Origin of the sequence: Microbacterium terregens, assembly GCF_039534975.1 — a bacterium.
GTDB lineage: Bacteria > Actinomycetota > Actinomycetes > Actinomycetales > Microbacteriaceae > Microbacterium > Microbacterium terregens.
Genome location: NZ_BAAAWH010000001.1, coordinates 328434 through 341401 on the forward strand (window position 1 = coordinate 328434; position 12968 = coordinate 341401).

At 69.0% G+C, this 12968-nt stretch carries 13 protein-coding genes; 3 read left to right on the plus strand and 10 right to left on the minus strand.

Translation table 11 applies throughout. The annotated features are described in order from the left end of the window. The first annotated feature begins 44 nt into the window (after positions 1-44). The gene (gene purB, locus ABD655_RS01575; protein ID WP_344710981.1) at positions 45-1424 is read left to right on the plus strand and encodes an adenylosuccinate lyase; all 1380 of its coding nucleotides are present in this window, start codon (positions 45-47) and stop codon (positions 1422-1424) included. Between the two features lie 16 nt (positions 1425-1440). Here purB and ABD655_RS01580 read toward each other — a convergent pair whose 3' ends face one another. From ABD655_RS01580 to rpsF, 7 genes are all read right to left on the minus strand, one after another. Further along, positions 1441-1803, minus strand: a complete 363-nt coding sequence (locus ABD655_RS01580) for an amino acid transporter (protein ID WP_344710983.1) — start codon at positions 1801-1803, stop codon at positions 1441-1443. Beyond that, positions 1800-2519 carry an acyl-CoA synthetase gene (locus tag ABD655_RS01585; RefSeq protein ID WP_344710985.1) on the minus strand — a complete coding sequence of 240 codons (720 nt, stop codon included), beginning with the start codon at positions 2517-2519 and terminating at the stop codon, positions 1800-1802. The genes ABD655_RS01580 and ABD655_RS01585 overlap by 4 nt, the downstream gene beginning before the upstream one ends. A 139-nt stretch (positions 2520-2658) precedes the next feature. Next, positions 2659-4026 carry a replicative DNA helicase gene (gene dnaB / locus ABD655_RS01590; protein ID WP_344710987.1) on the minus strand — a complete coding sequence of 456 codons (1368 nt, stop codon included), beginning with the start codon at positions 4024-4026 and terminating at the stop codon, positions 2659-2661. 603 nt (positions 4027-4629) lie between these two features. Further along, the gene (rplI, locus tag ABD655_RS01595; RefSeq protein ID WP_344710989.1) at positions 4630-5082 is read right to left on the minus strand and encodes a 50S ribosomal protein L9; all 453 of its coding nucleotides are present in this window, start codon (positions 5080-5082) and stop codon (positions 4630-4632) included. An 11-nt stretch (positions 5083-5093) separates the two neighbouring features. Beyond that, positions 5094-5348, minus strand: a complete 255-nt coding sequence (gene rpsR / locus ABD655_RS01600) for a 30S ribosomal protein S18 (protein WP_257500985.1) — start codon at positions 5346-5348, stop codon at positions 5094-5096. A gap of 143 nt (positions 5349-5491) precedes the next feature. After that, positions 5492-6007, minus strand: coding sequence for a single-stranded DNA-binding protein (locus ABD655_RS01605; protein WP_344710991.1), 516 nt, complete (start codon positions 6005-6007; stop codon positions 5492-5494). Positions 6008-6012: 5 nt separating this feature from the next. Further along, positions 6013-6396 carry a 30S ribosomal protein S6 gene (gene rpsF, locus ABD655_RS01610; protein WP_344710993.1) on the minus strand — a complete coding sequence of 128 codons (384 nt, stop codon included), beginning with the start codon at positions 6394-6396 and terminating at the stop codon, positions 6013-6015. A 339-nt stretch (positions 6397-6735) separates the two neighbouring features. Between rpsF and ABD655_RS01615 the strand changes: the two genes are divergently transcribed. Further along, the gene (locus ABD655_RS01615; RefSeq protein WP_344710995.1) at positions 6736-7953 is read left to right on the plus strand and encodes a hypothetical protein; all 1218 of its coding nucleotides are present in this window, start codon (positions 6736-6738) and stop codon (positions 7951-7953) included. A 46-nt stretch (positions 7954-7999) separates the two neighbouring features. Here the strand turns inward: ABD655_RS01615 and ABD655_RS01620 are convergent, their stop codons facing one another. Further along, complete coding sequence (locus tag ABD655_RS01620) at positions 8000-8632, minus strand: TMEM175 family protein (RefSeq protein WP_344710998.1); 633 nt, start codon at positions 8630-8632, stop codon at positions 8000-8002. A 124-nt stretch (positions 8633-8756) separates the two neighbouring features. Between ABD655_RS01620 and ABD655_RS01625 the strand changes: the two genes are divergently transcribed. After that, positions 8757-9791 (plus strand): NAD(P)-dependent alcohol dehydrogenase, encoded by a 1035-nt coding sequence (locus ABD655_RS01625; RefSeq protein ID WP_344711000.1) that lies wholly within the window; start codon positions 8757-8759, stop codon positions 9789-9791. Between the two features lie 33 nt (positions 9792-9824). Here ABD655_RS01625 and ABD655_RS01630 read toward each other — a convergent pair whose 3' ends face one another. Together ABD655_RS01630 and ABD655_RS01635 are read right to left on the minus strand one after the other, a co-directional pair. After that, positions 9825-11270, minus strand: coding sequence for a CCA tRNA nucleotidyltransferase (locus tag ABD655_RS01630; RefSeq protein WP_344711002.1), 1446 nt, complete (start codon positions 11268-11270; stop codon positions 9825-9827). A 138-nt stretch (positions 11271-11408) separates the two neighbouring features. Then, positions 11409-12935 (minus strand): DUF7059 domain-containing protein, encoded by a 1527-nt coding sequence (locus tag ABD655_RS01635; RefSeq protein WP_344711005.1) that lies wholly within the window; start codon positions 12933-12935, stop codon positions 11409-11411. Between the last annotated feature and the right edge of the window lie 33 nt (positions 12936-12968).

Here is a 12968-nt window from a genome sequence, read left to right on the forward strand (position 1 = left end):
GAATCCATCGCTCGGCGGTCGGAACGCGTCCCGACGGGAGTCCCGTGTCTTCTCTTCCTCCCCAGCCGCTGAGCCCGCTCGACGGCCGCTACTTCGCTGCGGTCGGCGAGCTCGCCGACTACCTCTCCGAGGCGGGGTTGAATCGCGCGCGCGTCGAGGTCGAGGTCGAATGGCTCCTCACGCTCACCGACCGGTCGCTGTTCGGCACCGCGCCTCTCCCCGAGACGGACAAGGAGCAGTTGCGCGCCCTGTATCGCGACTTCGGCCAGGTCGAGATCGACTGGCTCGCCGAGAAGGAAGCCGTCACCCGGCACGATGTGAAGGCCGTCGAGTACCTCGTGCGCGACCGGCTCTCGAGCCTCGGTCTCGAGGCGGTCGCCGAACTGACGCACTTCGCGTGCACGAGCGAGGACATCAACTCCGCCTCCTACGCGCTCACCGTCCAGCGCGCGATCACGACGGTCTGGCTGCCCAAGCTGCGCGCGGTGATCGACGCACTGCGCGGGCTGGCCCAGCAGCATCGGGATGCCGCGATGCTCGCGCGCACGCACGGGCAACCCGCCACGCCCACCACGATGGGCAAGGAGATCGCGGTCTTCGTCTGGCGGTTGGAGCGGGTCGCGGCGCAGGTCGCGGCATCCGAGTATCTGGCGAAGTTCTCCGGCGCGACCGGCACCTGGTCCGCCCACCTCGCCGCCGACCCCGATGTCGACTGGCCGGCGCTGACCCGGACGTTCATCGAGGGTCTGGGGATCGGGTTCAACCCGCTGACCACGCAGATCGAGTCGCACGACTGGCAGGTCGAGCTCTACGACCGGGTGCGGCACGCCGGCGGGATCCTGCACAACCTCGCGACCGATGTGTGGACCTACATCTCGCTCGGCTACTTCTCGCAGATCCCCGTCGCAGGCGCCACCGGGTCATCGACGATGCCGCACAAGATCAACCCGATCCGCTTCGAGAACGCCGAGGCGAACCTCGAGATCGCCGGCGGGCTGCTCACGACTCTCGCAGCGACGCTGGTGACCTCACGGCTGCAGCGCGACCTGACCGACTCGACCACTCAGCGCAACATCGGCGTTGCGCTGGGGCACTCCCTGCTCGCACTGGACAACCTGCAGCGCGGACTCGGTGAGATCTCACTGGCGCAGCCGGTGCTCGATGCCGACCTCGACGCGAACTGGGAGGTGCTCGCCGAGGCGATCCAGACCGTGGTGCGTGCCGAAATCGCCGCCGGGCGCTCGCAGATCACCGACCCCTACGCGCTGCTGAAGGAGCTCACCCGCGGGCGCCGCGTGGGCGGTGCGCAGCTGGCGGAGTTCGTCGGAGGCCTGGACATCGGAGACGCGGCCAAGCAGCGCCTCCTCGCCCTGACGCCCGCGACGTACGTCGGGCTGGCGTCGCAGCTGGTGGACGAGCTCTAGCCCGATCCCGCTCGCGTCAGATGTGCGTGCCGCCGGATGCCTCGGCATCCGGATCCGCGCCGTCCGAACGCGTGCCGCCCGCAGCGGTGTCGGGGTTCTCGCGCGGCTGCAGCACGGGGCGATCGATCGTCTTGGTCACCTGCGCCGGATCGATGGCGAGGAGCAGGAGCGAGACCGACAACAGGACGACGATGAAGGTGACGCCGGCGAAGATGAGGGCCAGCTGCAGCGCCGCGGGCGCCTGCTCCGGGCCGCGCTGCTGGAAGAACCCCATCGCGATGAGCGTGACGATGCCCGCGAACACCGCGGCCCCGAAGGCGAGCCCGAGCAGCTGCAGTGGCTTCATCAGGTCTCGGCGGGTGGGCTTGTCGTCGGTCATGAGACGCCCCTTTCGTCGTTCGTCGTGCGTGTGGGCTCAGCGGGCCGCGCCGTCGCGGGCGCGGTGGCCTCCGCGCTCTCGGTGGTGACGGGCTGCCGCTTGCGCGGCGAGAATCCGGCGATGCCGAGGTAGACCGCGACGATCGCGGCGTAGGCGCCGAAGATGCCGACGGCCAGGATGATCCCGGTGAGCGTGAAGGTCGCGTTCGCGTCTTCGACCCGGTACTGCAACGCGTACTGCGCCGGAACGAGCAGCAGCGCCAGGCCCAGCACGAGGGTGAGGACGCCGATGACGAGCGCGTCGCGAGACTCGGTGCGGGCGGGTTCCGCCGGCGGCTGCAGACGACGAGCCTCGCGCAGACTCCGCGCGCCGGCGATCGTCTCGACCAGTCCGGTCGTCAGTGCCCACGCGATCACGAGAACGAAGAATGTGGTGACCGACCGCAGCGGTACGACACCGCCGGCCATACCGGCGGCCACGGAGAGGACACCCAGGAGCACGGCCGGCCAGCGCTGGCCCGAGGGATACACCAGCCACGCGGCTACCAGCAGGACCAGCGCGTTCACGAGCACGAACCCGCTGAAGATGGACAGACCGACCGCCGCGGAGTGATCGGGCGAGAAGGTGACCATGACAGCCGCGATCGCCGCGCTGGCAGCTCTCGCCAGCTGCACGTGGCGCACATCGAAGGTGCGGGCTGCGGGGGTTCTGGTCACGGGGATTCCTGGCGCGGAGTGGTTCCTGCGTTCACAGGACGGATCCATCCAGTCTAGTTCGTGCGCGCATGTGGGCCCGCTGGGCGCGAGTCGCCCGACGCGTGTACCCGCGGTGCCGTCGTGTCGATCCGACTGTGCGCTACAGCCCCACGGCCATGTCGGTGAAGCGGGAGAAGTGACCCTGGAACGCGACGGTGATCGTGTCGGTCGGACCGTTGCGGTGCTTGGCGATGATGAGGTCTGCCTCGCCCGCGCGGGGGCTGTCCTTCTCGTAGGCGGCCTCGCGGTGCAGCAGTACGACCATGTCGGCGTCCTGCTCGATCGACCCCGACTCACGCAGGTCTGACAGTGCGGGCTTCTTGTCGGCACGCTGCTCGGCGCCACGGTTCAGCTGCGACAGTGCGATGACCGGCACTTGCAGCTCCTTGGCCAGAAGCTTCAGCGCACGCGAGAACTCCGAGACCTCCTGCTGGCGCGACTCGACGCGCTTGCCGCTCGTCATCAGCTGCAGGTAGTCGATGACGACCATCTTCAGCCCCTCGCGCTGCTTGAGTCGTCGGCACTTCGCCCGGATCTCGACCAGCGTCATGTTCGGGCTGTCGTCGATGTAGAGGGGTGCGTCGTTGATGCGACCGCGGGTCGAGGCGATCGTGGTCCAGTCGCGCGAGTCGAGCGTGCCCTTGCGCATGTTCTGCAGCGGCACGGAACCCTCGGCGCTCATCAGGCGCATCGCGATCTCGCTGCGCCCCATCTCGAGCGAGAAGAAGATCGTCGGAAAGTTGTGCTTGACCGCGGCGGTGCGGGCGAAGTCCAGCGCGAGGGTGGACTTACCCATGGCCGGACGCGCGGCGATGATGATCATCTGGCCCGGGTGCAGACCGTTGGTGAGCTGGTCCAGCCCCGAGAAGCCCGTCGGGATGCCGGTCATCTGACCGTCGCGACCGCGGGCGGCCTCGATCTCGTCGATGGCCGCGCTGACGGCGACCTCGAGCGGCACATAGTCCTCGGCGGCGTCGGCCCCGGTCACGCCGTAGATCTCGGCCTGCGCGTTGTTGACCAGGTCCAGCGCTTCGCCCTGACCCGAGTAGCCCATCTGCACGATGCGCGTGCCGGCGTCCACGAGCCGGCGCAGCAGCGCGCGCTCCGCGACGATCGAGGCGTAGTAGCCCGCGTTGGCCGCGGTCGGCACGATCGAGGTCAGGGTGTGCAGGTAATCCGCACCGCCGGCGCGCTGCAGTTCGCCGGTCTTGATCAGCTCGTCGGTCACCGCGACGACGTCGGTGGGCTCGCCATGCGAGTAGAGGGTGAGGATCGCCTCGAAGATCAGCTCATGCTTGGGAACGTAGAAGTCGGCGCCGCGCAGGGTCTCGATGACGTCGGCCACGGCATCCTTCGAAAGGAGCATGCCGCCCAGGGCGCTCTGCTCGGCGAGCAGGTCGTGCGGGGGGGTGCGCTCGTGCTCCCGGCGGCCACCGAGGCGTTCCTCCGAGATGTCGGCAATCGACATATGCACTGTCCTCCACGTTTCTGGCCATGCAAAAGCTACGACCCGGGGTTGCGTTGGGCGCGGACGCACTCCGGCAAGGCGACGTCGAATGCCTCCGGCATCCCTCGCCCTGTTCAGCAGAACACGAACCCCTGACAGCCGTCTGCACCGACGGCAGCGCGTCATTCCCCCTGGGCGCACCCCACGCTAGGCAGGGGCGAGACGGCCCGCAACAGCGCCTGTGGATAACTCTGTGGAGAGGCTGCGCGAAACGCCGCCCAGCCTGTGCACAACACCTGTGGATAACTTTCTCATTCAGCCGATTCCAAGAATATTTTCATATCCGGACCAGGGTTTTATCACCCTGGACGCTGTGGAATCAGATGTGCTTGAAGTACCACTTGAAGGTTGAGATGTGCAACGACGCCCTGTGCACAATTCCGGCGCCGTACGCGCGAGGGGGACGAGCTCTCCACGTGACCGCGCGGGCCGCACGCTCCGGTCAGACGGTCGCGAAAAGGCGGATGCCGCAGACCAGGACCCTCGGGGAGGGCGTCTGCGGCATCCGTCATACCCGGATCCCGATTCGGCGCTGATGCGCCTGTGCGGTCCCGAGCGGTGTTGCTACTTGGCTGCGACCACCAGCAGCGTGATCACGGCGGTGAGGTCGTCGCGCAGGCGAACGGTCGCCTCGTGCTCGCCCACCGACTTGATCGGAGAGGTGATCTGGATCTTGCGCTTGTCGAGATCGCCCAGGCCTGCGGCCTTGACGGCGTCCGCGACATCGCCGGTCTTGACCGAGCCGAACAGACGTCCTTCGGCACCGGCCTTGACGGCGAGCTTGACCTTGTTCGACTCGAGGGCGTCCTTGAGTGCGACGGCCTCTTCGTGGTCGTGGATCGCACGCGACTCGCGGCCGGCGCGAATCGACGCGACCTGCTTCTCGCCACCGCGGCTCCACGCCACAGCAAAGCCCTGGGGGATGAGGTAGTTGCGGGCGTACCCGTTCTTGACCTCGACCACGTCGCCGGCGCTTCCGAGCCCGGCGACCTCATTCGTGAGAATCAGCTTCGACATATCCGGTTCCCCTACCTGCCGGCGCCGGCGTAAGGCAGGAGCGCCATTTCGCGCGCGTTCTTGATCGCACGTGCGATCAGACGCTGCTCCTGCACCGAGACACCGGTGATACGACGGGCGCGGATCTTCCCGCGCTCCGAAATGAACTTGCGGAGTGTGGCGACATCCTTGTAGTCGATGAGGCCAACGCGGGTCGGCTTCGCCGGGGCTGCGTTCTTCGCGCCCTTCCGCGGCTTGCGGCGGTCGCCGCTTGACTTTCCAGCCATGTTGTTTCCTTTACTTGAAGAAGATCGGATGCCTCGTCAGAAGCTTCCGGGAACTGAAGGTCTCGATACGCCCGCCTCGCGGGCTTCTCGACCCTGAGTCGCCGTCGCATCAACGCCGCTTCGCGGCACTGATCCGACTCGACTCAAAACGGTGTGTCGTCGCCGTATGCGCCGGGAGCGGCCCACGAGTCGCCGCCGGCCGCTGCGGGTGCCCCGGCGGCCGGAGCCGTCTGGGTGCCAGGGGTCGACCACGGCTCTTCGGAGACCTGGCCACGGGACTGCCCGCCGCCGGAGGACGCCGCGCGAGTCACCTGAGCGGTCGCGTAACGCAGCGAAGGGCCGATCTCGTCGACCTCGAGTTCGATCGACGTGCGCTTCTCGCCCTCGCGGGTCTCGTAGGAGCGCTGCTTGAGGCGACCGGTCGCGATGACGCGGGAGCCCTTGGTCAGCGATCCGGCCACGTGCTCGGCGAATTCGCGCCACACGCTCGCGCGGAGGAACAGCGCTTCACCGTCCTTCCACTCGTTGGCCTGGCGGTCGAAGTTGCGCGGCGTCGACGCGATCGTGAAGTTCGCGACGGGGAGTCCGGTCTGCGTGTAACGCAGCTCGGGATCGGCCGTGAGGTTGCCCACGACGGTGATGATCGTCTCGCCGGCCATCGTCGTTACGCGTCCTGCTTGACGGGCTTCGCCGGGCGGGCCGCCTTGCGCGCTGCCTTCTCGTCGGCGCGCTGCTTCTCGGAGGCGATCATCGCGATCGCTTCTTCGGCGCGGAGGACCTTGGTGCGCATGATCTGCTCGCTGAGGCCCATCTGACGGTCGAGCTCCTGCGTGGCAGCGCTCGTCGCGGTGAAGCTCACGACGGCATAGATGCCCTCGGTCTTCTTCTGGATCTCATACGCGAGACGACGGCGGCCCCAAATGTCGACGTTGTCGATCGAGCCACCGTCTGCGGTGATGACCTTCAGGAACTTGTCGAGACTCGGAGCGACCAGGCGCTCGTCGATCTCGGGCTGGAAGATGACCATGAGTTCGTACTGGTGCGTCACTGACCCACCTCCTTCGGACTAGAACGGCTGCCGGGCATTTCCCGACAGCAGGAGGGTGTGTGCACGTGTCACGGGCTTCCGCGCACTGGGGCGCTGCCGGACAACCTTGACAGTCTAGCGGATCGGCGGCGCGCTCCTGAATCCGCACCGCGCGGCGCCGTGCGTGGAGCCGCTTGTGAAACCCCGGGGGTTCTGTTCTCGCCGGTCGCACGGGAGAGGCCGCCGGTCCACTCCGTCCCGCGTTTTCGACGCGGCGCGCGCTGCTCGCCGTTCGCCGCGTGGAACACGTCGCCGGGTAGCGTGATCGGCATGGACAGGATGCCGGGGGCCGGAGAACCGATGAGTGCACCGCAGGCCGGCCTCTCCTTCGACCCACGGCCGCTCGTCGAGCCGGCCGACCGCAACGCCATCCGTGCGCACGCGCAGCGGCTCAAGCAGAGCGGCGGTGCGGTCGGATCCGCCACCATCGTTCCCATCGTGATCGGAGGCGCCTTCGTCCTGATCTTCGCCAGTGTCGTGACGGTGACCGGATCGATCGTCGGCTCACTCGCGTCCGCGGGCACGGGAACCCCGTTCCTGATCTCGGCATTGGGCGGCCTTCTGCCGATCATCTTGGTCCTCGGGGCCGTCGCCGCCGTGATCCTGTTCCTCATCCGCGGCGGTCGGGTCAGGCAGGAGCGCCGGTACCGCCTGGATCGCTTCGCGACCGCGAACGGGATGAGCTACGTCCCGACGCTGTCCTCACCCGCCCTGCCGGGCATGATCTTCGGGGTCGGCAGCGCCCGGTCCGCGAACGACCTCGTTCGCGGCGAGCGGCCCCGGTTCGTCGAGTTCGCGAACTATCAGTACACGACCGGCTCGGGCAAGAACCGCACCACGCACCGGTGGGGGTACGTCGCGATCAAACTCGACGTGCCGCTCCCGCACATCGTCCTGGACGCCACGAGCAACAACGGACTGTTCGGCTCCAACCTGCCGGCGACCTTCGACAAGGACCAGCGGCTGAGCCTGGAGGGCGACTTCGACCGGCACTTCTCGCTGTACTGCCCGGAGGGGTACGAGCGCGACGCGCTGTACCTGTTCACCCCCGACATCATGGCGCGGTTCATCGACAATGCCGCCGCGCTGGACGTCGAGATCGTCGATGACTGGCTCTTCCTGTACGGCAAACGCGAGTTCTCCGGTCTCGACCCGACGACATGGGCCTGGCTGTTCTCCGTCGTCGCGGCGCTGCTGGAGAAGTTCGCCCAGTGGGCGCGCTGGCGCGACGAGAGACTGCAGGCGGATGCCGCGGCCGCGGCTTCGGCCACTGCGGCGTTCGCGGGCGGAGGGTCCGATGACGCCTCCGCGCCCGGCCTGGCCGGGGTGGCGGCATCCGGACCGGGCGCCCTCCCGTTCGCTGCTCCCGCCGGGCTGCTGCGCCCGCCACCGGGGGTCGCGCCGCCCGGCCGCCGGCTCACGCGCGGAGTCTCATGGGTGTCGATCGTCGCGATCAGCGCCGTCGTGCTGTTCTGGCTGCTGAGCCAATCGGGGATCCTGGGACTTCTCTTCCGCTGACGCCGCTTCCCGGTCGCCGCCGAGCACCCGCGCTTTCCAGTCGCGGTCAGCGTCGTCGCGGCCGCGACAGCCATCCGGTCAGCGGGACGGTGAGAAGCACCAGGAACAGCGCCAGATAGCCGACCGCCGGAACCGCCACGGCGAGCACGAGCGCCGCGGCGAACAGGGCCGACATCGTGACGGCGCCGATCATCCCTTCGCGCTGCCGGTCATCGGGGATCGCGTGCAGCTCGGAATGACGGCGCATGTAGATCCGCATGGCGAGCAGGATCAGGCTCGTGGCGAGCAGCGTCCCGATGTAGAGGACCTTCTGCACCGGGTCGATGGCGAGCTGGCCGACCAGACCGGTCGCCACGGGCAGCCACACGATCGTGAGCATCCACGCCAGTGAGAGCCAGAGCAGCGCGATCGTGACGTGCTGGACGCGGTCGAACAGGCGGTGGTGGATGATCCAGAAGATCGCGGTCAGCACGAAGCTGAGCGCGAAGCTGAACAGCTGAGGCCATTCGCCGCTGAGCCAGGTGCCGGCGAGCAGTCCCTCGTCGGCCGCATCGCCGAGGCTCTCCATCAGCGGGAGGATCAGCAACGTCATCGCGATCGCGACGACCGCGTCGGTGAAGCTCTTCAGGCGCTCCGCCGTCAGAGGCTGACGTTGGTCTCTGCTGGTCTCGACGCTCACTCGGCCATCCTGGCGGGATCGCGCTCGCGTCGCCAATCTCGTCGAGTGTCACCGGCGGGCTATCGCTTGGGGGCGGAGGCGAGCAGAGTAGGACAGCACTCCCGTGCGCACGAAGGAGGACGATGTGAAGGCTGTTCAGTATCGCGAGGTCGGCAAAGGTCCCGAGGTGGTCGAGATCGACATCCCCGAACCTGGCCCCGGGCAGATTCGCCTCAGGGTGACGGCCGCCGGGCTCTGCCACTCGGATTGGTTCCTGATGGACCTGCCCGCCGATCAGTACGCGTACGGTCTGCCGCTCACGCTCGGCCACGAGGGCACCGGCATCGTCCACAAGCTGGGAGATGGAGTCGAGGGCATCGACATCGGCGGCTCCTATGCCGTCTACGGACCCTGGGGATGCGGGCAGTGCCACGCCTGCTCGCAGGGCCGGGAGAACTACTGCACGCGCGCCGCCGAACTGGGGATCACACCTCCGGGACTGGGCGCACCGGGCGCCATGGCCGAGTACATGATCGTCGACGACGCCCGGCATCTCGTCCCGCTGGGCGACCTCGACCCGGTGCAGACGGTGTCCCTGACCGATGCCGGCCTCACGCCGTATCACGCGATCCGGGCGGCACAGGACAGGCTGTTTCCGGGAGCGACGGCGGTCGTGATCGGGGCGGGAGGCCTCGGGCACGTCGGAATTCAGATACTTCGGGCCATCTCAGCGGTGACGGTGATCGCGGTGGATCAGAACGAGGAGAAGCTCGCCCTGGCCGCCGAGGTCGGGGCCCACCACACGCTGATGTCCGGGCCGGACACGGCGGACGAGATCCGCGCGCTCACCGGCGGGCAGGGCGCGCAGGCCGTCTTCGATTTCGTCGGCGTGCAGAGCACCCTCGACATCGCCCGCGCCGCCGTGGCCGTCGACGGGTACGTCAGTATCGTGGGCATCGGCGGCGGCCTCCTGCCTACCGGCTTCTTCTCGACGCCGTTCGGGGTCTCGGTGCGCGCACCGTACTGGGGCAGCCGCAGCGAGCTGCACGAAGTGCTGGACCTCGCCCGGATCGGGGCGGTCACCGTGCACACCGAGGTCTACGGCATCGACGACGCTGTCGAGGCGTACGACAAGCTGCACGCGGGCACCGTGCGCGGACGAGCGGTCGTCGTTCCGTAGCCCGCGTGCCCGGCGGGGTCACTCCCGCGCAGGTCAGCTCTGGGCGGCCCACCACGCGCGGAGGCGCTGCTCGGCAGCTTCCTCGTCGAGCACGCCCTCGTCCAGCCGCAGGTCCAGCAGGTACCGGTATGCCTTTCCCACGTCGGGCCCGGGACGGATGCCGAGGACCTCCTGGATGCGGTTGCCATCCAGCGCGGGGCGCATCGCGTTGAGCTCCTCCTGCTCGGCGAGCTCCGAGATGCGTCGTTCGATGTCGTCGTAGGCGCCCGCCAGCCGCCCTGCTTTTCGCTTGTTGCGGGTGGTCACGTCGGCGCGGGTCAGAATGTGGAGCCGTGCGAGCTCCGGCCCGGCATCCCGGACGTAGCGGCGCACCGCGGAGTCGGTCCAGGCGCCCTCGGCGTATCCGAAGAAGCGCAGGTGCTGCTCGATCAGCTGGGTGACCGAGCCGATGGTGTCGGAGTCGAATCGCAGCGCCTGCAGGCGCTTGCGAGCCAGACGTGCACCTTTGAGGTCGTGGTGGTGGAAGGTCACCCCGCCGCCGGGCTCGAGGCGCCGGGTCGACGGCTTGCCGATGTCGTGCAGCAGAGCCGCCAGTCGCAGCGGCACATCGGCCGCGGCGTCCGGTGTTCGCGCCTGTTCGAGTTCGATGGTCTGGCGCAGCACCGTCAGGGAGTGCTCGTAGACGTCCTTGTGATGGTGGTGCTCGTCGATCTCGAGGCGCAGTGCGGGCACCTCGGGGAGGAACTGATCCATCAGCCCGGTCTCGACCAGCAGGCGGATGCCGCGCACCGGGTCGTCGGTCTGCAGCAGTCGCACCAGCTCGCCCTGGATGCGCTCCGGGCTCACGATGGACAGCGTCTCGCGCAGCTGCGCCATCGCCTCGACCGTCGCCGGATCGACGTCGAAACCGAGCTGCGCGGAGAAGCGCGCAGCCCGGAGCATGCGGAGCGGATCGTCGCCGAAGCTCACCCGCGGGTCGGCCGGAGTGCGCAGGCGGCGGGCGAGCAGATCCTCCACGCCTCCAGCCGGGTCGACGAGGGTGCGGTCGGGAATGCGCAAGGCCATCGCGTTGACGGTGAAGTCGCGCCGGGCGAGGTCGCCCTCCAGCGTGTCGCCGAACTCGACGGTGGGCTTGCGGGTCACCCCGTCATAGCTGTCGGCGCGGTAGGTCGTGACCTCGACCTGTTCGACGGTGCCCTTCTCCCGATCGCGGACCCGCGCTCCGATGGTGCCGAACTCGCGGCCGACGTCCCACTGCGCGGTGCTGATCGGCTTGACGATCCGCAGGATCTCGTCGGCGCGGGCATCCGTGGTGAAGTCCAGATCGTGCGTGGTGCGACCGAGCAGGGCGTCGCGGACCGGGCCGCCCACGATGGAGAGCTCATGACCGGCGTCGGTGAACGCCGCGGCAAGGGTCGCGACGACCGGCGACTCGGCCAGCGCGCCCAGGCGCGCCACACCGTCGGCCATGTTGAGCATGCTTCGAGCCTAGATCGTGTCTCGATACGCTCGCTGACGCTCGCTACTCGACAACCGGGCGCGCAGCGCCGTATCGAGATCTCCAGGTGTCTCGTCACCCTCGCTACTCGACAACCGGGCGCGCAGCGCCGTGCCTCGTCAGTCGCCGAAGCGCAGGAATCCTGTGAACAGCAGCTCGCGCACGGCGGGGAGCAGTTCGCTTCGCAGTTCACCCGGGTCGACCTCGAGCAGCGACGCGATCGCGTCGACGAGCACACCCACGGGCAGGTCGCCGTCGGAGGCGCCGACGAGGGCCGCCAGGCCGGGGTCCACCGGGACGGTGCGTGCGAAGCCGCCCCCCTGTCGCAGCTCGAGAACGCTCGGCGACTCCACGCCCGGCAGGTGGTGGCGCGCTTCGGTGACGTCCGCGGTGACGACCAGGACGGATGCCGCGAGCCCTTCGTCGTCGAGGGCCGCGAGCCTGTCGTGGGCGGCGAGGGCATCGGCGTAGTGCGATCCGAGCGCCGTCCGCGGATCGAGCGCCTGCAGGATCCGCTCGTACCGGACGAGCGTCGGGGCGCCTGCCTCGGGGCGCCGCAGCAGCACGTATCCGAAGCCCACCTCGGTGACCCCGCGCGCGGCGAAGTCGTCCAGCCAGGCGTCCGCGAGCGCCGTGAACTGCGGGGTGCCCGCCAGCGTGCCGCCGTCGCGGATCCACAGCTCGGCGTACGACAGCGGATCGAGCGATTCGCGCTCCACGATCCAGGCATCCAGCGGGACCGGGGATGCCTCCACCCACGCCCGGGCCCGCTCGAGCCCGGACGCCCCGTCGCGGCTCTCCCAGTTGCCGAGGAGCTGGGCGACGCCACCGGGCTCGAGGTGCTCGCCCACCCCCTCGATGACCGCGGCGACCAGGTCGTCGCCCTGCATCCCGCCGTCGCGGTACTCGTACGCGGGCACGCCGGCGACGCGCGGTGTGATGACGAAGGGCGGGTTGGAAACGACGCGATCGAATCGTTCTCCGGCGACGGGCTGGAACAGCGAACCGCTGCGCGTTTCAATCCCGGAAACGCCGTTGAGCAGCGCGTTCAGGCGAGTGAATCGCAGCGCGGCCTCGGAGACGTCGGTGGCGACGACGTGCGACACACTCCGACGTGCACGCAGCGCCTGGATGCCGCATCCCGTGCCGATGTCGAGGCCCCGTGCGACCGGAGTGGGCAGCTGGAGACCGGCGAGGGTGAGCGAGGCCCCGCCCACGCCCAGCACGTGGTCCTCTGGCAGCGCGCCGCCGAGCGCGGCCTCGTCGAGATCGCTCGCGATCCACCACTGCCCCGATCCGCGATCATCGGCGAAGTCCTGCGGTCGGATGATCGCCCGTGGCACCACCGCGTTCCCGTCCCGCCCGACCAGTCCGAGCCGCGCCAGCCCGTCCGACCCGGTGCGCGGCAGCGCCGCGGTCACGGACACCGCGGGCTGCGGCATCCCGAGCACGAACAGCCGTCCCAGCACGGCGAGGGGGTCCGTGCGGTCCCCGAGGGCCCGATCGGCCGGTCCGCGGAGGCCGCGTGCGATCGCCGTGTCTGCGACCGCGCCCCACGCCTCTCGGAGGGCCTCGGACGCGAAGCCGGCGTCGCTCAGGTCGGATGCCAGCGCACGGCACAGTGTGGGATCGGGTTCAGGAAGCACCGGTCCATTCAACCCCGCTGCCCGTCGCGCGTG

Coding starts and splice junctions, on each gene's coding strand:
- dnaB (WP_344710987.1), bottom strand. CDS start 4,026: ATGTCGATTGCCGACATCTCGGAGGAACGCCTCGGTGGCCGCCGGGAG.
- ABD655_RS01605 (WP_344710991.1), bottom strand. CDS start 6,007: ATGGCCGGCGAGACGATCATCACCGTCGTGGGCAACCTCACGGCCGAT.
- ABD655_RS01630 (WP_344711002.1), bottom strand. CDS start 11,270: ATGCTCAACATGGCCGACGGTGTGGCGCGCCTGGGCGCGCTGGCCGAG.
- rpsR (WP_257500985.1), bottom strand. CDS start 5,348: ATGGCTGGAAAGTCAAGCGGCGACCGCCGCAAGCCGCGGAAGGGCGCG.
- ABD655_RS01615 (WP_344710995.1), top strand. CDS start 6,736: ATGAGTGCACCGCAGGCCGGCCTCTCCTTCGACCCACGGCCGCTCGTC.
- rplI (WP_344710989.1), bottom strand. CDS start 5,082: ATGTCGAAGCTGATTCTCACGAATGAGGTCGCCGGGCTCGGAAGCGCC.
- ABD655_RS01580 (WP_344710983.1), bottom strand. CDS start 1,803: ATGACCGACGACAAGCCCACCCGCCGAGACCTGATGAAGCCACTGCAG.